Here is a 23747-nt window from a genome sequence, read left to right on the forward strand (position 1 = left end):
TGCCGTCTCCAGCGTGGGCTATACCTTCATCGCGGTCGCCACCCTGGTGGTGGGCGTGTATCTGGTGGAAGACAACCTGCTGACGGTGGGCGCGCTGATCGCCTGTTCGCTGTTGATCAGCCGCGCCACCACGGTGCTGTCTTCGCTGGCGGCACTGCTGGGACGTATCGAGATGTTCCGCCGCGCCCGCGCAGAGTTCGATCAGTTGTTCGAGGCGCAGCCGGAAAGTGCCGGTGCCGACGTGCTGCGCCAGGAAATGCGCGGCCTGATCCAGGTCGGCAACCTGCTGCTGCACCTGGACAGGAAGGAAACCCCGACCCTCAAGCATGTCTCCCTGACCGTGCAGCCGGGCGAGAAGGTCGGCATCGTCGGCCGCTCCGGTTCCGGCAAGTCCACGCTGCTGCGTGCGCTGGCCGGCCTGCATCATCCCGACGAAGGCCATGTGCTCATCGACGGCGTGGCCGTGACCGCCTATGCGCCCGAGGTGCGCATGCGCTGCATCGGCTTCAAGCCACAGGAACCCTTCCTCTTCGATGGCACGGTGGCGGCCAATATCTTCGTCGGCGACCGGGTGCCGGGGCAGGTGTACGAGGCGGCTCTGGCCGTGTCCTCTCTGGACGACCTGATCGCGCGGGGCGAACTGCGGCTGGACCAGGTCCTCAAGGCACCGGGCAATCTGTCCGGTGGCCAGCGCCAGATGGTGGCTCTGGCGCGGGTGGTCGCCAGCACGCCGCGCATCCTGCTGCTGGACGAGCCCACCACCGGCGTGGATCAGCAGACCGAGGCCCGCATCATCGAGCGACTGGTGGCCTATGCCGGCCCGCGCACGCTGGTGGTGGCGACCCATAGCCCCGCGCTCTTGCAGCACATGGACCGCATCGTCGTCATCGATGGCGGTCGCATTGTAGCCGACGGGCCGCGGGCCCAGATTTTGCAGTAACACCGTGCAGTGCACGGTGAACCCGATTCGAACCGATCTTCGATAGCGAGGAAACATGGCAACCGCAAGCTCATCACAAGCGAACTCCGCGGACAAGGTCACCGGCCCGGTACGGGTGGTGATGCCCGACCAGGCCGGCAGCTTCCAGGTCAACGTCAACCGCGCCGCCGTGCAGCACGTACAGGTGGTGGATGTGGACATGGTGCTGCACATGGCCGATGGCACCAAGGTGGTGCTGGCCGGCGGTGCCATGGAGGCGATGGACGACAAGTCCAAGGTCAAGTTCGCCGATATCAGTGCCGATACCGGCAAGCTGCTCGATTCGGTGGGCAAGATCGCACTCAAGCCCAATGACCAGTCGCGCATCCTCAACTCCGATCCGGTAATGTCGCCGCCCAACGTGGCACCGGCCCAGCAGGTCACGGTCGACCGCAACGCGGCCAGCATCGGCAACGATGGCGGCAGCCAGTTCTCCCAGATCATCAGCGACAACTCGGCCTCGCTCACCAGCAGCAGCGGCACCAGCAAGACCGGTGGTTCGGCCGGCGCGGTAGTGGGCGGCGACACCACCCACACGACGGTGGGTGCCACCGCAGCGGCATCGCAGAACCTGACGGCCAATACGCCGCCGGTGTTCTCGCCGCCGATCAATCCCAGCGCCAACGATGCCCCGATCAAGCCGGCCGAGCCCCAGTTGCCGCCGGAGCGGCCGGGCTCGATCCCCACGCCGCCGATCCAGGCCGATCCTTCGCAGCCGGCCATGGCCATCAAGCTGGTCAACCTGGCGACCGTCACCCAGACCGGCGACGTGCTCTACGGCAGCGGCGGCATCCCGCAATCGGCCACCGATGCCGGCCTGCCGCTGCAGTTCAGCACCCAGGTGATCAATGCCGGCAACGATGTACACACCATCTATGCCGCCGGCAACAACACGGGCACCTTCATCAAGGTATTCGACGTCACCATCACCGGCAACGGCAACGTGGTCTCGGTGATCGTCTCGGGCGTGCCGGCCAACATGTCCATCGTCAACGCCACCGATCTCGGTGGCGGTCGCTACGAGATGACGGTGGCGGCCGGACAGACCGATTTTCCGATGCAGTTGCAGTACAACACGGTCGAAGCCAACGCGTCCTCGCCGGTGCACCAGGCCTTCGATCTCACCTTCACCACCACCGTCTCGACCTCGCGCGGCCCGCAGACCCTGATCGATACCCGCCACGTCGCAGTCAAGGATGCCACCGTCTATGGCGACCTGAGCTATCTCGATCCAGCCACCGGCGATCCGGTGCTGGTGCTGCCGGCGCAGGGGCAGCCGCATGAAGTCCACGCCGGCGACGGCGGCGTCACCATCTATGGCAGCAATGCCAATGACCTGCTCTATGGCGGTAGCGGCAACGACATCATCTACGGCGGCAGTGGCAATACCTTCTTCCAGGGCGGTGCCGGCGCTGACCAGTTGGTGGGCGGGGTCAACAGCACCGGTACCAACGTCAACACGGCCAGCTACGCCGGCTCCAGTGCCGGCGTGACGGTCAACCTGGTGACCGGCCTGGGTAGCGGTGGTGACGCCCAGGGCGACCAGCTCTCCAATATCCAGAACCTGCGCGGCAGCGCCTTCAACGATACCTTCGTGGCCAATGGCTTGGTGAACCGCCTGGATGGCGGCAGTGGGGGTTCCGATACGGTGTCCTACGTGTCCTCGAATGCGGCCGTGACAGTCAACCTGGTGACCGGCACCGGTGCCGGCGGCTATGCCCAGGGCGATACCTATACCCATATCCAGAACGCCGTCGGCAGCGACTACAACGATCTCTTCGTGGCCAGCAGCGACGCCAACCGTTTCGATGGCGGGCTGGGTTCGAACACCGTGTCCTACGCCAACTCCAACGCCGGCGTCAATGTCAACCTGCTCAGCGGGCTGGGCAGCGGCGGCGCGGCCGCAGGGGATAGCTACCTCCGCATCCAGAACGTCATCGGCAGCGCCTATGACGATACCTTCGTGGGCAACGTGGACGTCAATACATTCGATGGTGGCACCGGCGGCAACGACACGGTCAGCTATGCCGGCTCCACTGCCGGCGTATCGGTCAACTTCGTTTCCGGCCGCGGCACCGGCGGCTATGCCGACGGCGACAGCTACAACCATATCCAGAATGCCATCGGCTCGGCCTACGACGACGTCTTCATCGTGGGCGTGGACACCCGTCACATCGATGGCGGCAGCGGCGGTTCCGACACGCTCAATTTCGGCGCCTCCACCGGCGCGGTCAGCATCAACATGATCACCCAGCTGGGCAGCGGTGGGTATGCGCAGAACATCAGCTTCGCCAACATCCAGAACATCGTCGGCAGCTCGTATTCCGACACCTTCATTGCCAGCGCCGGGGCCAACAATTTCAATGGTGGCCTGGGCGGGTCGGATACCGTCAGCTACGCGTCTTCCAACAGCGCGGTGACGGTGGACCTGACCCACACCGACGGCACCGGCACCTCCGGCGGCTATGCCCAGGGTGACGTGCTGGCACACATCCAGAACCTGATCGGCAGCGCTTACGATGACACCTTCATCGCCAGTGCCGATGTCAACAATTTCGATGGCCAGGGTGGTTCCAACACGGTCAGCTACATCTACTCGACCGGCGGCGTCACGGTGGACCTGACCAATACCATCGGTACCGGCACCGGCGGCTACTATGCGGCGGGCGACTCCTTCACCAATATCCAGAACCTGATCGGCAGCGTCTACGACGATACCTTCGTGGCCAGCGCCGCGGCCAACAGCTTCGACGGTGGCGGATCGACCCACAACCGGGTCAGCTACGCAGCCTCCAGTGCCGCCGTGACGGTGGACCTGAACTATGCCGACGGCACCGGCACCTCCGGCGGCTATGCCCAGGGCGACAAACTGGTCAATATCCAGGACCTCACCGGCGGTGCCGGCAACGATCTGTTCGTGGCCAGCCTGGCGGCCAACAACTTCGATGGGGGCGCCGGTTCCAATACGGTGAGCTATGCCCGTTCCGGCAGCGCCGTCACGGTGGACCTGGTGCAAGGCAGCGGCAGCGGCGGTTATGCCGACAACGATACCTACGTCAATATCCAGAACGTCATCGGCAGCGACTACAATGACCTGTTCATCGCCAATCTGGCCGCCAATGCCTTCGTCGGTGGCGCCGGCAACAACACGGTCAGCTATGCCAAGGCCAGCGATGGCAACGGCGTCACGGTGGACCTGTTCCACAGTACCGGCAGTGTCGGCTTCGCTGCGGGTGACACCTACAGCGGCATCCAGAATGTCATTGGCAGCGCCTATGACGATACCTTCATCGCCGACAACAACACCAACGTCTTCAATGGCGGTCTGGGGTCCAATACGGTCAGCTACGCTTTCTCGACCGGGGCGGTGACGGTCAATCTGGTCAGCGGTATCGGCAGCGGCGGCTTTGCCGCCGGCGACAGCTACATCGCCATCCAGAACGTGGTCGGTTCGTCCCAGGACGACCTGATCATCGCCAGCGCTGAAGCCAACAGCATCGACGGCGGCACCAGCACGGCCACATCCCACAACCGCGTCAGCTATGCCAGCTCGGATGCCGCCGTGACGGTGGACCTGAGCTATACCAACGGTACCGGCACCTCGGGCGGCTATGCGGCCGGCGACAAGCTCTCCAACATCCAGGACCTGACCGGCAGCATCTATGACGATACCTTCGTGGCCAGCCTGGCGGCCAACAACTTCGACGGTGGCGGCTCGCTGCACAATCGTGTCAGCTATGCGCATTCCACCAGCAGCGAAACCATCAACCTGTTTACCGGTGGCGGCAGCGGTACCTATGCCCAGAGCGATACCTACACCAACATCCAGGACGTCACCGGCGGCTCCGGCGACGATCTGATCATCGCCAACGCCGCCGCCAACAACATCGATGGCGGTGCCAGCACGGCGGCCTCGCACAATCGCGTGAGCTACCAGAATTCCACGGTGTCCGAGACCGTGGATCTGTTCAATGGCGTGGGCAGTGGCGGCACCGGGAGCCTGGCCAATGGCGATACCTATACCAACATCCAGGATGTGACCGGTGGTAGCGCCGACGATATCTTCGTGGCCAGTGCGGCCGCCAACTTCTTCGACGGCGGTGGCGGCAGCCACAACCGTGTGAGCTATGCCAATTCCAGTGTCGACGAGACCGTCAATCTGGTCGGCGGCACGGGCAGCGGCGGTACCGGGAGCCTGGCCAATGGCGATACCTATGCCAACATCCAGGACGTCACCGGCGGCAGCGGCAACGATACCTTCTACGGCAATGCCGCCGCCAACCGCCTGGACGGGGGTGGGGGCCTGCACAACCGGGTCAACTACAGCAGCTCTGCGGTGTCGGAGACCGTGGACCTGTTCAACGGTACCGGCAGCGGCGGCACCGGTAGCCTGGCCAATGGCGATACCTATGCCAATATCCAGGACGTGACCGGCGGCACTGCCGACGACGTGTTCATCGCCAGCGCGGCGGCCAACTTCTTCGATGGTGGCACCGGCTCGCTGCACAACCGCGTGAGCTATAGCAATTCCACGGTCGACGAGACCGTCAACCTGGTCAGCGGCACGGGCAGCGGCGGCGCAGGGAGCCTGGCCAACGGCGACACCTACATCAACATCCAGGACATCACCGGAGGTGGCGGCAACGACACCTTCTACGGCAATACTGCCGCCAACCGCTTCGATGGCGGGGGCGGCAGCCATAACCGCGTCAACTACACCACCTCGACGGTGGCCGAGACCATCGACCTGTTCGGCGGCACCGGCAGTGGCGGCACCGGCAGCCTGGCCAATGGCGATACCTACACCAATATCCAGGATGCCACCGGCGGCAGCGCCGATGACGTCTTCATCGCCAGCGCGGCGGCCAACTTCCTCGATGGTGGTACGGGTTCGCTGCATAACCGGGTCAGCTACACCAATTCCACCGTCGACGAAACGGTGAACCTGTTCAATGGCACCGGCAGTGGCGGCACCGGCAGCCTGGCCAATGGCGACACCTATGCCAATATCCAGGACGTCACCGGCGGCAGCGGCAACGACACCTTCGTCGCCAGCGCGGCGGCCAATCGTTTCGATGGTGGTGGCGGTACCCACAACCGTGTGAGCTATACCAATTCCACCGTCGATGAAACGGTCAACCTGATCAGCGGCACCGGTTCCGGTGGTACTGGCAGCCTGGCCAATGGCGACACCTACACCAACATCCAGGACGCCACCGGCGGCAGCGGCAACGACACCTTCTACGGCAACACCGCCGCCAACAGCTTCGATGGTGGTGGCGGCAGCCACAACCGGGTCAACTACAGCAGTTCCACCGTGTCGGAGACGGTGAACCTGTTCAACGGCACCGGCAGCGGTGGCACCGGCAGCCTGGCCAACGGCGACACCTATGCCAACATCCAGGATGTGACCGGCGGTACCGCCGACGACGTGTTCATCGCCAGCGCGGCGGCCAATTTCTTCGATGGCGGCACCGGCTCGCTGCACAATCGCGTGAGCTACACCAATTCCACTGTCGACGAAACGATCAACCTGGTCAGCGGCCTGGGCAGCGGCGGCACCGGCAGCCTGGCCAATGGCGATACCTACATCAACATCCAGGACATCACCGGCGGGGGCGGCAACGACACCTTCTACGGCAACACCGCTGCCAACAACTTCGATGGCGGTGGCGGCAACCATAACCGCGTCAACTACAGCACTTCCACCGTCTCCGAAACCATCAACCTGTTCAATGGCACGGGCAGCGGCGGCACGGGCAGCCTGGCCAACGGCGACGTCTATACCAACATCCAGGACGCCACCGGCGGGTCCGCCGATGACGTCTTCGTGGCCAGCGCCGCGGCCAACTTCCTCGACGGTGGGACCGGCTCGCTGCACAATCGCGTGAGCTATGCCAATTCGACCGTCAACGAAACCATCAACCTGCTCAGCGGCAGCGGTTCGGGGGGCACCGGCAGCCTGGCCAATGGCGATACCTATGCCAACATCCAGGACGTGACCGGTGGCAGTGGCAACGACACCATCGTGGCCAACGCGGCGGCCAACTTCCTGGATGGCGGAGCCGGGTCGAACACGGTCAGCTATGCCGGTTCCACCAGCAGCAACAACGCCACCGGCGTGACGGTCAACCTCACCAGTGGCACCGGTCTGGGCAACTACGCCCAGGGCGACACCTATGCCAACATCCAGAACGTCATCGGCAGCGACTGGGCCGATACCCTGACCGGCTTTTCCACGGTCGGCGTGATGTCGGTACTGACCGGTGGCAAGGGTGCCGACAGCATCACCGCCGACCTCGGCAATCGCGCCTACACCTATGCGTCCTATGCCGGGTCGTCCAGCGGCGTGACCATCGACCTGAAGAACGGGACCGGTACCGGGGGGGATGCCCAGGGCGATACCCTGTTCAACATCGACAACGTGATCGGCAGCAACAACGACGATACCTTCCTGGCCAGCGCTGCAGTCAACATCCTCAATGGCGGTACCGGCGGCTCGGACACCGTCAATTATTCGCTCTCCACCAGCAGCGACGGCACCAACGGCGTGAATGTGGACCTGTCCACGGCCACCGGTACCGGCAGCGGCAACTATGCCGCCGGCGACTCCTACACCAATATCGAGAACGTGGTGGGCAGTGCCTTCAATGACGTGCTCAAGGGATTCTCCACCCCCGGTACGCGCTCGGTGCTGGAAGGCGGCGCGGGTGCCGACAGCATCACCGCGGTGGTCGGCAACCGGGGTTCGACCTTCGCGTCCTACGCCGGCTCGACGCTGGGCGTGACCATCGACCTGAAGAACGGCACCGGTACCGGCGGCGACGCCCAGGGCGATATCCTGGTCAACATCGACAACGTGATCGGCAGCGGCGCCAACGACCTCTTCAAGGCCAGCACCCAGGCCAACAACTTCGATGGCGGTGCCGGCGTCGATACGGTGAGCTATGAATTCGATACCGGTGGCGTGACGGTGGACCTGACCAATACGCTGGCCGCCAGCGGCCTCTATGCGCTCGGCGACAAGTTCAGCAATATCGAGAACCTGATCGGCGGTTCCGGCAACGACACCTTCTATGCCAGTGCCGCCACCAACGCCTTCGACGGTGGCGCCGGCAACAATACGGTCAACTATGCGCGTTCCGGCGGGGCGGGCGTGACGGTGGACCTGTTCCACGGCACGGGTGCCAATGGCTATGCTGCCAACGACACCTACGTCAACATCCAGAACGTCACCGGCAGCGCCGGCGACGATACCTTCTATGCCAGCAGCGTAGCCAATGTCTTCAATGGTGGCACGGGCGGTAGCGATACCGTCAGCTACCTGTATTCGACCAGCGGGCCGATCAAGGCCGACTTGTCCGCCGGCGGTAGCTTGGGCGATGCCAACGGCGACAGCTATATCGGCATTTCCAACCTGGAGGGCAGTTTAACCGTCGCCAGCGAGCTCATCGGCAACGCCGGTGCCAATACCCTGACCGCGCGTGGCAACGCTACCACCAACATCCTCACGGGCGGTGGTGCCAGTTCCGGCACCGATATCTTCAACGTGGTCGAGGGCGGGCACAATTCGGTGACGGTGGGCAGCGGCACCAACCTGATCAATGTCAGCGCCGGCCTGGGCAGTACCGCCGGGGCGCAGAGCGACATGGTCAACAAAAACACCGGCACCTCCAACATCGATTCCATCAATGGCGTGGCCGGGGTGACGACGCTGCATTTTGCCGACCTGGGCAATACCCTCAACCTGAGCAACTTCTCCAGCAAGGTCACCGGTATCACCACCCTCGATGTCAGCGCCGGCAATGGTACCAACATCATCATCACGGCCCAGGACGTGATCAACATGGGCATGGTCAGCGGTGCCACCTCGCACCTGTTGACAGTGAAGATGAGCGGCAGCGAAAGCTTGCAGATCATGGCCAATGGTTCGGACCATTACGTCTACTTCCCCGGCACCACCGACTATGCCTTCTACAATGCCAGCAACCAGGAAGTGGCGCGCATCCACCTGACCACCTGACCTACCGGTGGTCAGGGCGGCCAGGGTGGACGAGGGGGCTCAGCGCGCCATCGCCTTTTCCAGGAAGCGCCAGATGCCGGGGTCGGACATGCTGGCCACGTTGATGCGCATGCGCGTGGAGGGCAGCTGCGCAGGCGAGAACAGGCTGCCCGGTGCCAGCAGGAAGCCCTGTTCCATCGCCTCCTCGGTCATGACATTGGTGTCGCGCCCGGCATCGACCCACAGGAACATCCCGCAGGGCGGCGGATCGCCGATTTCCATGCCCATGCGTTCCAGCTGGCGCATCACCTTGTCGCGCGCGCCATTGAGCCGCGCCCGCAGCCGTTCGGCATGCTTGCGGTAATGCCCCTCCGAGAGCACCTTGTAGGCCACGCGTTCGCCGATCTCGCCGGTGGTCAGTGTCGAGAGCAGCTTGCGGTCGGCCAGGCTGCGCGCCAGTTCGGCCGAGGTGGCGATAAAGCCCACCCGCAGGTTGGCCGACAAGGTCTTGGAAAAACCGCCCAGGTAGATCACCCGCTGCAGCTGGTCCAGGGCGGCGATGCGGGTCGCCGGCTGTACCGCCGAACCGGGATGCATGTCGCAGTAGATGTCATCCTCGACGATGATGAAATCGTGTTCCTCGGCGATGCGCAGGACCTGGAAGGCCTTGGCCGCCGACAGCGAGGTCGAGGTCGGGTTGTGCAGCACCGAATTGATCACGTACAGCTTGGGTTTGTGGATTGACGCCAGCTCGCGCAGGCGCGCGATGTCGGGGCCGTCGCCCAGGCGCGGGATGCCCACGATCTTGGCGCCCAGTGCAGCGAAGGAGCCGAACATCAGGAACCAGGCCGGATCATCGACGAAGATCACATCGCCCGGGCGCAGGAAATGCCGCGCCACCGTGTCCAGGCCCTGGGTCACGCCCGTGGTCATCACGATCTGGTCGGGGGCGGCGGCGATTTCCAGCTCCGCCAGCTTCAGCTGCAACTGCTGGCGCAGCGGCAGGAAACCCAGCGGCGTCCCATAGCCCAGCAGCAGGGACGGATTGTCGCGGCTGACGGCACGCAGGGCGTTGGCGATCAGTTCGCCATCCAGCCAGTCCGGCGGCAGCAGACCGCCCCCGGGCATCTTGTGCGGCGGCATCTGGCGGAACATGTTGCGTACCAGCCAGACCACATCCAGCCCCCGCCCGGCCTCGGCCACGGCTTCGGCCTGGGCAGCGGTGTTGCCATAGCCGCCGCCCAGGGGCGAGCGCTCCTTGACGTAGAAGCCCGAGCCCCGGCGCGATTCCAGATAGCCCTGGGCCACCAGGCGGTCATAGGCCTCCACCACGGTAAAGCGCGAAATCTCGTTGCCATCGGCAAACTGCCGGATCGAGGGCATGCGCACGCCGCTGCGCAAGAGCTTGTCGTCGATACGGGCGCGGATGCCGCGCACAATCTGGTCCACCAGCGATTCGCCACTCTCGCGCAACAGCAGCGGCCAGCCGGGGAGGGCGCTCTCGCTCTGAGGCATATCGGGTCTGACGCTGCGCAATTGCTTGACTGTATTGGTCATTTTGCCGTGACAATGTTTGGGATTATTTGAAAAAGTGTACAGGTACTGTATCGGTATTGTCGGCTAGGATGGCTTCCAATACAAGAGCAAGCGTATCGCCGGGACAAGCAAGCCAATCCGGGCCACCTCGGTCCACCCGGCCTTGTCGCCAGCAACCTGCATTCCGATAGGAGAACCATCATGACCCAAGCCACTTCCGCCGCCCACCGCCTGTTGCCCAGCCTGATGGAGATCGAACAGGCCGCCGGTATCGTCTATGCCGGCATGGCACCCACCGCGCAACTGTGCTGGCCGCTGCTGAATCAGGCACTGGGTGCCGAAGTCTGGGTCAAGCACGAGAACCATGCCCCCACGGGTGCCTTCAAGGTGCGTGGTGGCATGGTCTATCTGCATCACCTGGCCCGGCAACAGCCGCAACTGTCCGGCGTGATCTCGGCCACCCGGGGCAATCACGGCCAGTCGGTGGGGTTGTCGGCGCGCCGCTTCGGCATTCCCGCCACCATTGTCGTGCCCGAGGGCAACAGCCGCGAAAAGAATGCCGCCATGCGCGCCCTGGGCGTGGATCTGATCGAACATGGCCGCGAATTCCAGGACAGCCGCGAACACGCCCAGCAACTGGCGCAACAGCAGCAATTGCACATGATCCCGTCCTTTCACCGCGACCTGGTGGCCGGCGTCTCGACCTACTGGATGGAACTGTTTGCCGCCCAACCCGAACTGGACCTGGTGCTGGTCCCCATCGGCCAGGGTTCCGGCATGTGCGGCGCGGTGGCAGCGCGCAATGCACTGGGCCTGAAGACCCGCATCATCGGTGTGGTGTCCGCCCACGCGCTGGCCTACAAGCTGTCTTTCGAGGCCGGCCGCAAGATCGAGGCGCCGGTCAGTACCTGTATCGCTGATGGCGTCGCCTGTCGGGTCCCCGATCAGGCCTCGCTGGAGGTGATGCTGTCCGAAGTGGACGAGGTCGTGGCCGTCACCGACGATGAAGTCATGGACGCCATGAAGCTGGCCTTCATTGCCACCCACAATGTGGCCGAAGGGGCGGGGGCCTGCGCCCTGGCAGCGGCCTTGCAACTGCGCGCGCGGCTGCGCGGCAAGAAGATCGGCATCACGCTCTCCGGCGGCAACGTCGATCATGACGTCTTCGCCCGTGTGCTGGCCCGCGACAGTGCCGTGGCCGATGCCTTGCTGAGCCCGGCGCGGGTTGTGTCGCTGCCGCCGGCGCAGGGCCAGGAACACCCGCAGCGGAGAACTGCATGATCATCGACGCCCTGCTACCGCTGATGTCGTTCGCGTTTGTTTCCTCGATCACGCCGGGGCCCAACAACATCATGCTGACCTCCTCGGGGATCTGGTTCGGCTTTCGTCGCTCGGTACCGCACATGCTGGGCATCACCTTCGGCTTCGGCGTGCTGCTGGCGGTATGCGCTTTCGGTATGGGCGAACTGGTGGTGGCGCTGCCGCAGGTGGTGCTGCTGCTCAAGGCGGCTGGCTGCGCCTATCTGTTGTACCTGGCCTGGCAATTGCGCCGCATGGGCGTGGCGGGCACTGGCGAGCGGGCGCTGCAGCCCATGTCCTTCGGCGCGGCGGCGATGTTCCAGTTCGCCAATCCCAAGGCCTGGGTGATGGCCATCACCGGTGCGTCGGCCTTCATGCCGTTGCTGCATAAGCATGCCGGATGGCTGGCAATCCTGATCTACTGCATGGTGTTCTGCGCCATCAACCTGCCTTGCGTGTCGGTCTGGGCCGGTGCCGGAGCGGTATTGCGGCGCTATCTGGAACGCCCGCTGTGGCGTATCGGCTTTGCCGCGACCATGGTGCTGCTGACCCTGTATTCGGCGCTGGCGATCTGGCTGTAATGCGGCGACAGGCCGCGGGTAAATCTTTTATATCAATAAGACAACAGCGTAGGCAGACAGGGGCATTTCATGCAGACAGGCAGCAAATCCATTCTGGGAAGTCCATCGACCGGTGTACCGGCACGCCACGAAAGTCGCGGCATGTGGCTGGGCCTGATCGGGGTGGCGATCTTCAGTCTCACGCTGCCCTTTACCCGCATCGCCGTGGCCGAACTCAATCCGGCCTTCGTCGCCTTCGGTCGGGCGGTGGTGGCGGGCGTATGCGCGCTGGTGTTGCTGGTCTGGATCAAGGCACCGCGCCCCACGGCCAGCCAACTGCGCGCCCTGGTGATCACGGCACTGGGTGTGGTAGTGGGTTTCCCGCTGTTTTCCTCGATCGCCATGCGCTATGTGCCGGCTGCGCACGGCGCCGTGGTGGTCGGCCTGCTGCCGCTGGCGACCGCGCTGTTCGGGGCGCTGCGTTTCGGCGAGCGACCTTCGGCCGGCTTCTGGCTGGCGGCGCTGGTGGGCTCGGGCATCGTGATCGGGTTTGCCTTGCACGAAGGCGGTGGCAGTTTCCACCTGGCCGACTTTGCCCTCTTTGCGGCCGTGATCGCGGCGGCCATGGGCTATGCCGAGGGCGGCCGGCTGGCACAGACCATGGGCGGCCAGAACGTGATCGCCTGGGCGCTGGTGGTGGCCTTGCCGGTGATGCTGCCGGTATCGCTGTGGCTGGGCTGGCAATATGGCGTCACCGCCTCGGCGCCGGCCTGGCTGGCGTTTGCCTACGTGTCGCTGTTCTCGATGTTCATCGGCTTTTTCTTCTGGTACAAGGGCCTGGCCCTGGGCGGCATTGCCCGTGTCGGTCAGGTGCAATTGTTGCAACCTTTCATGAGCCTGCTGGGGGCCGCGGTGATCGCCAATGAAGCCCTGGATGCGAGCAACATGCTCTTTGCGCTGGCGGTGATCGTGGTGGTGGCCATCGGCAGGCGCATGGCCGTGCGCCGCTGAAGGGCGTCGCAGGCGCGGCTGTGGCCGTGTTGCGAGCCGAAATAGTTCAGACTGTACCGGGCTAAAGGCCCGGAATTTTGAGATAATCGTCGACTTATTTTTCTTAACGCGCAGCGCCTGCGGCCTCAGCCGCGCGGGCGCTGTCCAACAGGGAGTACCGCATGTCCGTCTATGAAAAGCTGAAAGCATTGAACATCGAACTGCCCGCCGTGGCCGCCCCGGCAGCAGCCTATGTGATGTATGCACAAACCGGCAATACCGTCTTCCTCTCCGGCCACCTGGCCAAGAAGGATGGCAAGGTATGGGTCGGCCAGCTGGGACGCGACATCGGCACCGACGACGCCAAGCTGGCCGCGCGCGGCGTGGCCATCGACCTGATCGCCACCCTGCAGGCAGCCTGTGGCGGCGACCTGACCCGCGTCAAGCGCATCGTCAAGCTGATGAGCCTGGTCAACTCCACCGGCGAATTCACCGAACACCATCTGGTGACCAACGGCGCTTCGGAACTGATCGGCGAAGTCTTCGGCGAGACCGGCAAGCATGCCCGTTCCGCCTTCGGCGTGGCGCAACTGCCCATGGGCGCTTGCGTCGAGATCGAGATGATCGCCGAGATCGCCTGATCCATCGAAACTGTCGAATTGCCGACCAGCACGGCCGCAGCATCCGCAGAGGCGCGCGGCCTGATTCACCCCGGATCACCCTGAACCACACAGACACAGAACACGGTACCGTATGAAACTCGCAAATCCCGCAGCACTGCAATGGCAGTTTTCCCAGCGCGCCGAAGCCATGAAGAGCTCGGCCATCCGCGAAATCCTGAAGGTGACCATGCGTCCCGACATCACCTCCTTCGCCGGAGGCCTGCCGTCGCCGCTGACCTTCCCGGTGGAGCACATGAAGGCCGCCTTCGACCGCGTGCTCACGCAACAGGGCAAGACCGCCCTGCAATACGGCCCCACCGACGGCTACCTGCCGCTGCGTGAATGGATCGCCGCTTCGCTGTCTTCCGACGGCGCCCAGATCACGCCTGACCAGGTGCTGATGGTGTCCGGTTCGCAACAAGGCCTGGATCTGCTGGGCAAGGTGCTCATCGACGAAGGCAGCAAGGTGCTGGTCGAGACCCCCAGCTACCTGGGCGCACTGCAAGCCTTCGCGCTGTATGGCGCCCAGTTCGAATCGGTCCCCAGCGACGAATTCGGCCTGCAGCCCGAGACCATCGAAGCCATCGCCGGTGGCGCGCGCATGCTGTATTCGCTGCCCAACTTCCAGAACCCGACCGGCCGCACCCTGCCCACCGAGCGTCGCGTCAAACTGGTGGAAACCTGTGCCCGCCTGGGTCTGCCGCTGATCGAGGATGATCCGTACGGCGCCCTGAGCTATCGCAACGCACCGCTGCCCAAGATGTTGTCGATGAACCCGGCCGGCGTGATCTACATGGGTTCCTTCTCCAAGGTACTGACCCCCGGCATCCGCCTGGGCTACGTGGTGGCACCGCGTCCGCTGATCCTGAAGATGGAACAGGCCAAGCAGGCCACCGACCTGCACACTGCGCAACTGACGCAGATGGTGGTGTACGAGGCCATCAAGGACGGCTTCCTGGACCAGCACGTGCCGACCATCCGCCAGCTCTACGGCGACCAGTGCCAGGCCATGCTGGATGCGCTGCAGCAGTACTTCCCGGCCAGCTGCTTCTGGAGCAAGCCGGAAGGCGGCATGTTCATCTGGGTCACGCTGCCCGAGCATATCGACGCCGGCGCGCTGCTCAATGAAGCCGTGGAACAGGAAAAGGTCGCCTTCGTCCCGGGCGCGCCGTTCTATGCCAACGTGCCGCAGAAGAACACCCTGCGCCTGTCCTTCGTGACCGTGCCGCCGGAACAGATCCGCGCCGGTGTGGAGCGCCTGGGCAAGCTGATCGCTTCCAAGCTGTAAGGGCAGGCGAGCCCGGACGGGCTCACGGCTGCATCGATTGGCGAGCAGCAAGATGAGCGAAGGCTGGACTGCAAAATGCAGATCCAGCCTTTTTCTTTTGCCTGCTCCGTTGCGTTGCGTTGCGTGGGGGGGGGCGGGTGATCACCCAATCTGTGACAAGGGCATGGCCAGCGTCAATGGCGAATCGGGCAGGGGCCTGAAACCATATTGCGCATAGAAGCGGGCGCCATCGGCATCCTTGGCATCCACGAAGAGCAGGCTGCCGCCGACCTGGGCACTGGCGGCCTTGGCACGCCAGAGGGCGTCATACAACAGAAATTCCCCATACCCACGTCCTTGCAAGGATTGGCAGATCGCCAGGCGCGCCAGGGTCAGTGCGGGGACTTCCCGGGGCAGGCGCCGCGAAAAATCGGTAGGCAGGGTGCTCGTGGCAACCAGTTGCCGGATGGCCAGTGCGTAATAGCCGCTGACGATATCGGGCCGCTGATCCGAGGCCAGCACAAACGACCGGGAAATGCCCTTGTCCTGATGTTGGCCAGCGATATGACGCAACCAGTGGTTCAGGGCGGGCGTGCCGCAGTCGAATTCTTCAGTCTGATGCAGGGTCTTGTTGAGCGGCGCTACGAAGAACTCGTTCATGTCGGGCCTGATGATAACGCTCGCGCGCGCGCATCAGCTTGGCATTGGCCGGCGATGGGTCGTCAAGCAAGTTCAGCAAAAAAACCGCATCGCGTGGCGTGACGGCGATGTGGCGTTCCCGGTCGATCACTTCATTGGCCTTCTCCAGCGCCGCCTGTACGAGGAACTGGTTGACCGTGGCACCGACCAGATCGGCCGCTTCGCGTAGTTTGGCTTCGACTGCCTGGGGAACGCGGGCGGTGATCCGGCCCCTTTCAACGATATCGGTCATGGTGATCAACACTTTCTCGCGCAGGGTAGCTTGCGAAACCCCTTGGCGTGGTTGGAAATGGACTTTGCCGGTGTTTTCTCGTCAAACACGCTGGTCGTGACGAGCACTGGCAAGGAACATCATCATAACATGGTGCCAAAATGGCGCCACTCACGCGTCGGGCAGCAAGCGCCGACCTCAGCGCTGGGAAGGTGTGCCTGCTGGCAGCCTTACGGTTTCTCCGTGCTTGAGCGTAACGAACTGCTCCGGCGGCAGATTGGCCTGCTGCATGGCCCTGGCCAGCGCCTGCGGTGGTTCGTCCAGCGGCTCATCGGCCAGTTCGAAGGTCCCCCAGTGAATACCGATGGAGCGTGTGGCGTGCACGTCCCGGTGGATCTGCACCGCCTGTGCCGGGTCCACGTGCTGACCCTGCATGAACCAGCGCGGCGCGTAGGCGCCGATGGGGATCAGCGCCAGGTCGACATGAGGGAAGCGTGCGCCGATGTCCTGGAAGTCCTTCGAATACCCGGTGTCACCGGCGAAATACACCGTGAACGGTGCGCCGCGGTCAGTCTGGGCCGGCGCGGCGGCCTGCAGCACCCAGCCACCCCATAGCGTCTCGGAACGGTCGAACAGGCTGCGCGCCGACCAGTGGGTGGCGGGTACGAAAGTGATGTCCAGCTTGTCCAGCGACGTCTTGTCCCACCAGTCCATTTCCCGCACGTTGTCGATGCCCAGCGCCATGAACCAGTCGCGCAATCCCAGCGGCACCAGGAACAGTGGCGGGCCACCAGCCTGCCGGTTCAGCTGTTCCACGCTGGCGCGGTCCAGATGGTCGTAGTGGTTGTGCGAAATCACCACCAGGTCGATATGCGGCAGCTCCGCGATCTGCACCGGCAGTGGCACCTTGCGACGCGGTCCGATGAAGGTAAAGGGCGAAGCGCGCTCCGAGAACATGGGGTCGGTCAGCACATTCTTGCCACCCAGCTGCAGCAGCGCCGTGGCATGGCCGATCCAGGTCACGCTGGGCGTGTCCTGATTGGCCTTGAGCCAGGCCAGGTCTGGTTTGAGCACCGGGAAGCGGTAGTCGTTGGCGGGCGGCTTGGGCAGGCCCTGGGTCAGGCGTTCCCATTGCCACTTCAAGACGGAGGGACGCTCCGGCTGTGGGTAGTTGTTGCGAAAACCGGTCTCGGTGCGGTTGGACTTGGCGGGGTCGTAGTACTTGCTCGACGAGGAGCACGCCGTCAACCCCGCCGCCAGCAGCAGGGCGGCAGTACAGCGGAAGAGGCGGCGCAGAAGCGGATGGCGGCAGGATGTCGCAGGTGGCATGTGAGAGGCGCGATGGCTGGGAGGAACGACATCCTAGCAGCAGCCGGCGCGGCGCGCAGGGGACGCGCATGTCTTGCGGCCCCATTGCAAAGTGCGCTGTCTCAGAGCACGTACTGCGCCAGCCCGCGTCCGAAGGACCAGTTGCCCTTGTCACCTTCAAGCAGATGGATCAGCACATCGTCAGCACTGATGCCGGGATTGGCCTGCAAGCGCTCGACGATGCGGGCAAAGAGCGCATTCTTCTGCGCCTGGTTGCGGGTGTTGCTGACCGATAGCTGGATGACCACGAAGTCGTCCGAGCGCTCCATCCCCATGTAGTGGCGGTCGAAGATGAGATCCTCGGGCTCGTGCTGGCTCACGATCATGAAGAGATCGTCCTTGGGGACGTTGAAACTTTCGTGCATGGCCTGGTAGACGTTGTCGACGATGGCATCGCGGTAGGCGCGGGGCTTGCCGCGCAGCAGGGAAAGGCGGACCAGGGGCATGGTGTTCTCCTTGAGATCGGGCGGTTGAAAGTGCTTGAAAAGCCGTGGGTCGCCTGGGCAGGCCTGCCCGTGTGCGACCCATGCAGTGCATGCTAAGCGCCCTCTATCATTTTAAAAACTGCTGAATGCTAATTTCAATGATTTAAAATTCGAATCATTGAGCAATCCGACCCGATATCAGATGCGAGGAGCCCACCCGATGGACCGTCCCCTGGAACTGGATGCCGTACAAGCCTTCGTGCTGGCAGCCGACCTGCAAAGCTTCACACGCGCCGCCGAAGTGCTGGACAGCACGCAATCGGCGATCAGCCTCAAGCTCAAGAAGCTGGAGCAGCGCCTGGGGCGTCGCCTGCTGGAACGCACCCCGCGCCTGGTACGCCTGTCTGCGGAGGGCCAGCAATTCCTGCCGGCCGCCCGCGAATTGCTGGCCGCGCACGAACGCGCCCTGGACCGGCTGGAGCAGGGGCTGGTGCGCTTTTCGGTGGGTATCAGCGATCACGTGGCCGGTGCCGGCCTGCCACGCGCCCTGGCGCAGCTGCATGCCCACGATGCCGGCGTGATGGTGGAGGTGAGGGTGGGCTCATCGCACGACCTCATGCCGCTCTATGAACGCGGCGAACTGGACGCCGTCATCGTGCGTCGCGAGCCGCAGGACCAGGGCGGTGAATTGATCATGCAGGAACCCATCGGCTGGTTTGCCCATCCCGACGCGCAATGCCGGGTCGGGCCTGCTTTGCGGGTGGCGACTTTTTCTTCGACCTGCCGCATTCGTGAATTGTCGCTGCGCCGACTCGACGAAGCCGGTATCGCCTGGGTCGAGGTCTTCGTCGGTGGTGGCATCCTGGCGGTCGGCGCGGCGGTGAGCGCGGGCCTGGCAGTGTCGGCGCTGCTCCATCGCAGCGCGCCGGCAGGGGCGGTGGAGGTGGGCCGACGGCTGGGCCTGCCCACCTTGCCGCTGGCCCAGGTGATGCTGCATTCCCGCCTCAGGGAGCCCCGGGCGCAGGCGGCATTGCGCACGCTGGTGGCCGCGCTGAAGTCAGCCTGAGCCCGGAGTCGCCTCAATCAGGCGCGCGCCGCCTGTGGCCGCATGCGGCCCGGGATGGCCAGGCGGTTCATGGCATTCATCAGGGCGATGGCGACCGTCAGTTCGCTGTACTCCTCGGGCGTGAAATGCTGGATCACCGCCTGGTAATCCGCATCCGGCGCCGCCGTTTCACCGATGCGCGTCATCACTTCGGACCAGGCCAGCGCAGCCTGCTCGCGGGGCGTAAAGAGGCTGCCGGCCTCGTGCCAGACCGGCACCAGCACCAGCTTGTCGATGGTCATGCCGCTCTTGAGCAGGTCGCGCGAATGCTTATCGATGCAATAGGCACAGCCGTTGATCAGCGACACCCGCAGAAACACCAGTTCCACCAGCTCTGCCGGCAGGCTGCATTGCTTGAGATGACGGTTCACTGCCAGCAGGCCTTCGTAGGCGACGGTGGCATTCTGGTAGAGATCGATTCGGTTTGACATGGCGACAAGGCTCCTGGGATGGATGGAAACGAGGCGCCATCATGCCCGCTCATGGCCCAGTCGATAAGTGCCAAGAATGATGAATCGGACTAGGCCATGTCAGGACGGCTCCAGCAGCGCCAGGATGCGCCGTCCCAGTTCACTGGCCTGGCGTCGGCTGTCGATATTGGTGAAGCTGAGCATGATCATCGGCGCCACCCCGGGGCGCGGCGCCAGCAGGCATTCCGACAGGGCGCGGCTGAACATGCCGTGCTGGCGCATCTTCTCGGCCAGTACGCGGTCCGAACGGCGGCCCTGCAGGCGCAGCAGCAGATGCATGCCGCCAGGCGGCGAATCGATGCGGACATGGGCCTTCAATACCGCCTCCAGGCCGGCGATGGTCAAGGTACGGCGCTGTGCGTACAGGCGTCGCATGCGCTGGATGTGACGGGCGAAATGCCCCTCAGCCATGAAATCGGCCACGATATGCTGCATCAGTGCCGGCGCGCCCCCGGAAAACAGCCGGGCACTGTCTTCGAAACGCTGCACCTGGGAACGCGGCACCACCAGATAGGCCAGCCGGATGGCCGGGAACAGTACCTTGCTGAAGGTGCCGGCATAGAGCACGCGGTCATCCTGGTCCAGGCTCTTGAGGGCGGGCAGGGGGCGGCTGACGTAGCGGTATTCGCCGTCGTAGTCGTCTTCCACGATCCAGGCCTGCTGCCGTGCCGCCCATTCCAGCAGCGCCAGCCGGCGCGGCAGTGACAGGGCCACGCAGGTGGGGCTCTGGTGGGCCGGCGTGACCACCGCCGCCCGTGCGCGTGCGGCATGCTGCAGCCCGTGCTCCACCTGCATGCCCTCGGCATCGACCGGTACCCCCACCAGCTGCATACCGGCTTCGCGCAGCAGGGCGCCGGTGGGCGCATAGCCGGGGTCTTCCACCCAGATCTTGTCGCCGGGTTTGAGCAGGGTGCGCGTGATCAGGTTGAGGCTGTCGCGATACCCGGAAGTGATGAAGACCTGTTCCGGCCGGCAGTCCAGCCCCCGCGACAGCTGCAGATAACGCGCAACTTCCACGCGCAAGGCCATCAATCCGGCGGGAGAGGGGTAGAGCATGTCCACCGCTTGCGTGGCACGCGCCGCGCGCGCTGCCAGGCGCGCCCAGATCTTGCGCGGAAAGGCGTCCAGCGCCGGGATGCCCATCTGGAACGGACGCGGTCCCCGGGCCTCGGCGTGGCCGTCTTCCGGCAGGATGGGGGAGCGCGGCGCGGCAGGTACTGCCTGGGCAATGATGGGGCGGGGTTTGCCGGGCGCGTTCGGCGCTCTGGCGGGCAGCCCGGCCGCGATCACGGTGCCGGCCTGTCCGCGTGCTTCCACGTAGCCTTCAGCCGCCAGCAGCGAATAGGCCGTCTCCACGGTGCCGCGCGCCAGTCCCAGTTCTGCTGCCAGTGCCCGCGCCGAGGGAATACGGTCGCCCGGGCGCAGCATCCCCGCTGCCACCGCGCTACGCAGGCGCCCGTAGATCTGGCGGTAGTAGGGCTCGTCGGTGGCGCTGTCGAGGGTGATCAGGGAGGCGGAGGACGGGGTAATCATGGACCAGTCGAAATGTCATTTCTTGGATCTCCCGATTATGCCATCGGCTGGCTAGGATGAAACTCCTTCTACTTTGAACGCATTGACCTTCCTCCCATGAACCAAGCTCCCAAGATTGCCCCAGCCGGCCACTGGCATATCGCCGACAGCGCCTTGCGCCATGCCGACACCGAGGCCGACCGGCTGGCCTGCTTTTCCGTGATGCACGAACTGCGCCCACACCTGCGTGACGCCGACGAGTTCATGCAGCGTACCGGTCGCGCCCGCGAGCAGGGCTATCGCATCCTGGCAGCCTGGGAGCAGGGCGCGGTGGTCGCCCTGGCCGGTTACCGTTTCCAGGAGAATCTGGTCTACGGCCCCTTCCTGTACGTCGATGATCTGGTGGCCGCCAGCACGCAACGCGGCAAGCGTTGGGGCGAGCGCCTGCTCGCCGCGCTCGAAGGTGTGGCCGCCGAGGCCGGCTGTGCGCGACTGGTGCTCGATACCGGCATGGCCAACGCGCTGGCGCAGCGCTTCTACTTCCGCCAGGGCATGCTGACCGGCGCACTGCGCTTCGGCAAGGCCATCGGAGGTGCGGCATGAAGATCCTGCACCTGCTTGCCTCGCCGCGCCAGGAGGCATCCAACACCTGGTGGCTCTCGCAACAGATCGTCAGCCGCCTGCGCGCCTTGCACCCGCAGGCGCAGATCGTGCTGCGCGACCTGCATGCCAGTGCCATTGGTCACGTCGATGCTGCCTATGTCGATGCGCTGGGTTCGCCCGCCTTCGTGGAGGATGCCGGCGCCGCGCAGGGGACGCTGGCCTCGTCGGACCTGCTGATTGCCGAGCTGGAGGCCGCCGATCAGGTCGTCATCGGCACCCCCATGCACAACTACACCGTCCCCTCCATATTGAAGGCCTGGATCGACCATGTGGTGCGGGTGCGCCGCACCTTCGGCATCACCCCCGACGGCAAGGTCGGCCTGCTGCACGACCGCCCGGTACACCTGGCCGTGGTCTCCGGCGGCCGCTTTACCGGCGCGTCCGCACGCCAGCCGGATTTCCTCACGCCCTACCTGAAGGTGGCGCTGGGTACCATCGGCCTGCATGACCTGCGCCTGACGGCGATGGAGGGACTGGCAGCCGGTGCACAGGCGGTGCGCAGCGAGCGCGAGCGGGTCGCGATGGAGCTGGATCGGCAGTTTTCAAGGGCCTGAGGCCGCTTTTCCCGGAAGAAAATCGGGCGACAGAGGCGCCCGTATTTTTTCGAAAAAAATCTCTTGAAAACCCAAAATGCCATCCCTAGATCGGTACCAGCAGATGCTCGACGTTGAGGTCTGCCACGAAAACATCGCTTAACTGAAAGGATATTTTTATGCGTACTTTTGATCTCTCCCCCCTGTACCGTACCGCCATCGGCTTCGATCGCCTGGCCCAGATGTTCGACAACGCCCAGCGTACCGATCAGCCCAGCTACCCGCCGTACAACATCGAACTGGTGGCAGAAGACAAGTACCGGATCACGATGGCCGTCGCCGGCTTTGCCCGCAGCGAAATCGACATCGAGACCGAAAACGAAACCCTCAAGATCACCGGCCGCAAGCAGAAGGAAGACAAGCAGGTCAACTTCCTGCACCGCGGCATCGCCGCCCGTGATTTCGAGCAGCGCTTCCAGCTGGCCAACCACATCAAGGTGGTCGGTGCCAATCTGGAGAACGGCCTGCTCAACATCGAGCTGGTCCGCGAAATCCCTGAAGCCCTGAAGCCGCGCAAGATCGAGATCGGCGCCGGTGATGGCAGCGACAACGTCCAACGTCTGGAACGCGCTGCCTGATCGGCTTCCCCCCTGGATGCCGGGCGCATCCGGAAGCCTGATTGAGCATGCCGCCCGCTAATTGCGGGTGGCTTTTTTGCGTCTATACCTAACACTTCTGATTGACTGTCGTAGCCGGCTTGGTTACGTTACAGGCGCGGCAAAAGAGTTTGCGTGAGTTTGCGCGAGTTTGCCGTACCCGCTCACGATCCGCGCCGTACCCATCGGCCCGGAACTGCTGCTCAAAAGAAATTGGCAATGGAGCAATATATTGCGTATATTGCGTCGGCCTCAGGGGAGAAACGCGTGAACGACCACCGATACCAGCACATCAATCCCGAGCCACTGCTTGAGGCCATGGGGGGCGATGCGGCCGCCTGCCGTCACATGTTCGGCACTTTTGCGCAGAGCGCACCGGCCACCTTCGCCCGGCTGGAGCAGGCCATCCACGCCGACGATGCAGCTCAGGTCAAGCGTGAGGCGCACAGCCTCAAGAGCATGACGGCCCTGGTGGGCGCGGGCGTGCTGACCGACATGCTCAAGAGCATCGAGACCCAGTCCCGCGCCGAACCACCGGTCAGCGCCCAGCCGCGTCTGGCAGAGCTGCAGGCGCTCTTCGCCGACGTCGCCGCCGAGGTGCGCCATTACGTCGACCAGGTCGGCGTAGCGCAGTAGGGCAGGGAGGCGCCATCGGCTTCCAGCGTTTCCCCCTATTTCACCTATTTCATCTTATTACCGACTCATCAGTCAGTAACCTGACGTACATCAATCGGGTTTTTGGCAAGCAACTTCATAATGTGGACACAAAAGACGAAGACTTTCGTCACCACATTTTCCGCTTCCGCCGAT

The 23747-nt window shown here is 64.2% G+C and carries 19 protein-coding genes; 12 read left to right on the top strand and 7 right to left on the bottom strand.

Translation table 11 applies throughout. The annotated features are described in order from the left end of the window. Together VE092_RS13820 and VE092_RS13825 are read left to right on the top strand one after the other, a co-directional pair. Nucleotides 1-940, top strand: a 940-nt coding sequence (locus VE092_RS13820; RefSeq protein ID WP_324877631.1) for an ATP-binding cassette domain-containing protein, incomplete at its 5' end; no start/stop codon positions are given. 55 nt (nt 941-995) lie between these two features. Continuing rightward, on the top strand, nt 996-9002 hold the full coding sequence (locus VE092_RS13825; protein WP_324877633.1) for a calcium-binding protein: 8007 nt from the start codon (nt 996-998) through the stop codon (nt 9000-9002). A gap of 39 nt (nt 9003-9041) precedes the next feature. On the opposite strand, the gene VE092_RS13830 is transcribed toward VE092_RS13825, so the two are convergent. Continuing rightward, a complete protein-coding gene (locus VE092_RS13830) occupies nt 9042-10538 on the bottom strand; it encodes a PLP-dependent aminotransferase family protein (protein ID WP_324877635.1) in 1497 nt (498 codons plus the stop codon). Between the two features lie 180 nt (nt 10539-10718). Here VE092_RS13830 and VE092_RS13835 point away from each other — a divergent pair, with 180 nt between their 5' ends. From VE092_RS13835 to VE092_RS13855, 5 genes are all read left to right on the top strand, one after another. Beyond that, the gene (locus VE092_RS13835; protein ID WP_324877637.1) at nt 10719-11798 is read left to right on the top strand and encodes a threonine dehydratase; all 1080 of its coding nucleotides are present in this window, start codon (nt 10719-10721) and stop codon (nt 11796-11798) included. Beyond that, nucleotides 11798-12397, top strand: a complete 600-nt coding sequence (locus VE092_RS13840; protein WP_324878021.1) for a LysE family translocator — start codon at nt 11798-11800, stop codon at nt 12395-12397. Before VE092_RS13835 ends, VE092_RS13840 begins: the two co-directional genes overlap by 1 nt. Nucleotides 12398-12466: 69 nt before the next feature. Continuing rightward, nucleotides 12467-13387: a DMT family transporter gene (locus VE092_RS13845; RefSeq protein ID WP_324877639.1), complete on the top strand. Its 921-nt coding sequence runs from the start codon at nt 12467-12469 to the stop codon at nt 13385-13387. 161 nt (nt 13388-13548) lie between these two features. Beyond that, nucleotides 13549-14007: a RidA family protein gene (locus tag VE092_RS13850; RefSeq protein WP_077238480.1), complete on the top strand. Its 459-nt coding sequence runs from the start codon at nt 13549-13551 to the stop codon at nt 14005-14007. Between the two features lie 112 nt (nt 14008-14119). Next, nucleotides 14120-15316 carry a PLP-dependent aminotransferase family protein gene (locus VE092_RS13855; protein WP_324877642.1) on the top strand — a complete coding sequence of 399 codons (1197 nt, stop codon included), beginning with the start codon at nt 14120-14122 and terminating at the stop codon, nt 15314-15316. Nucleotides 15317-15457: 141 nt separating this feature from the next. On the opposite strand, the gene VE092_RS13860 is transcribed toward VE092_RS13855, so the two are convergent. The 4 genes from VE092_RS13860 to VE092_RS13875 all read right to left on the bottom strand — a co-directional run bounded on the left by VE092_RS13860 (nt 15458) and on the right by VE092_RS13875 (nt 18019). Further along, a complete protein-coding gene (locus VE092_RS13860; RefSeq protein ID WP_324877644.1) occupies nt 15458-15955 on the bottom strand; it encodes a GNAT family N-acetyltransferase in 498 nt (165 codons plus the stop codon). Further along, complete coding sequence (locus VE092_RS13865) at nt 15906-16226, bottom strand: DUF1778 domain-containing protein (RefSeq protein ID WP_324878023.1); 321 nt, start codon at nt 16224-16226, stop codon at nt 15906-15908. The genes VE092_RS13860 and VE092_RS13865 overlap by 50 nt, the downstream gene beginning before the upstream one ends. Before the next feature lie 177 nt (nt 16227-16403). After that, nucleotides 16404-17534, bottom strand: coding sequence for an MBL fold metallo-hydrolase (locus VE092_RS13870; RefSeq protein WP_324877647.1), 1131 nt, complete (start codon nt 17532-17534; stop codon nt 16404-16406). Nucleotides 17535-17635: 101 nt separating this feature from the next. Next, nucleotides 17636-18019 carry a tautomerase family protein gene (locus VE092_RS13875; RefSeq protein WP_324877649.1) on the bottom strand — a complete coding sequence of 128 codons (384 nt, stop codon included), beginning with the start codon at nt 18017-18019 and terminating at the stop codon, nt 17636-17638. A 199-nt stretch (nt 18020-18218) separates the two neighbouring features. On the opposite strand from VE092_RS13875, the gene VE092_RS13880 reads away from it, so the two are divergent. Beyond that, nucleotides 18219-19064 (top strand): LysR family transcriptional regulator, encoded by an 846-nt coding sequence (locus VE092_RS13880; RefSeq protein WP_324877651.1) that lies wholly within the window; start codon nt 18219-18221, stop codon nt 19062-19064. Nucleotides 19065-19081: 17 nt separating this feature from the next. On the opposite strand, the gene VE092_RS13885 is transcribed toward VE092_RS13880, so the two are convergent. Together VE092_RS13885 and VE092_RS13890 are read right to left on the bottom strand one after the other, a co-directional pair. Then, nucleotides 19082-19534, bottom strand: a complete 453-nt coding sequence (locus VE092_RS13885) for a carboxymuconolactone decarboxylase family protein (protein WP_324877653.1) — start codon at nt 19532-19534, stop codon at nt 19082-19084. A gap of 99 nt (nt 19535-19633) precedes the next feature. Continuing rightward, nucleotides 19634-21106 (bottom strand): PLP-dependent aminotransferase family protein, encoded by a 1473-nt coding sequence (locus VE092_RS13890; RefSeq protein ID WP_324877655.1) that lies wholly within the window; start codon nt 21104-21106, stop codon nt 19634-19636. A 96-nt stretch (nt 21107-21202) separates the two neighbouring features. Between VE092_RS13890 and VE092_RS13895 the strand changes: the two genes are divergently transcribed. The 4 genes from VE092_RS13895 to VE092_RS13910 all read left to right on the top strand — a co-directional run bounded on the left by VE092_RS13895 (nt 21203) and on the right by VE092_RS13910 (nt 23573). Further along, a complete protein-coding gene (locus VE092_RS13895; protein ID WP_324877657.1) occupies nt 21203-21688 on the top strand; it encodes a GNAT family N-acetyltransferase in 486 nt (161 codons plus the stop codon). Then, the gene (locus VE092_RS13900) at nt 21685-22302 is read left to right on the top strand and encodes an FMN-dependent NADH-azoreductase (protein WP_324877659.1); all 618 of its coding nucleotides are present in this window, start codon (nt 21685-21687) and stop codon (nt 22300-22302) included. The genes VE092_RS13895 and VE092_RS13900 overlap by 4 nt, the downstream gene beginning before the upstream one ends. Before the next feature lie 158 nt (nt 22303-22460). Next, nucleotides 22461-22919 carry an Hsp20 family protein gene (locus VE092_RS13905; protein ID WP_324877661.1) on the top strand — a complete coding sequence of 153 codons (459 nt, stop codon included), beginning with the start codon at nt 22461-22463 and terminating at the stop codon, nt 22917-22919. 285 nt (nt 22920-23204) lie between these two features. Then, nucleotides 23205-23573 (top strand): Hpt domain-containing protein, encoded by a 369-nt coding sequence (locus VE092_RS13910; protein ID WP_006465287.1) that lies wholly within the window; start codon nt 23205-23207, stop codon nt 23571-23573. Nucleotides 23574-23747 lie beyond the last annotated feature (174 nt).

Source organism: Herbaspirillum sp., assembly GCF_035644555.1.
In the GTDB taxonomy this organism is placed as follows: domain Bacteria; phylum Pseudomonadota; class Gammaproteobacteria; order Burkholderiales; family Burkholderiaceae_D; genus Herbaspirillum.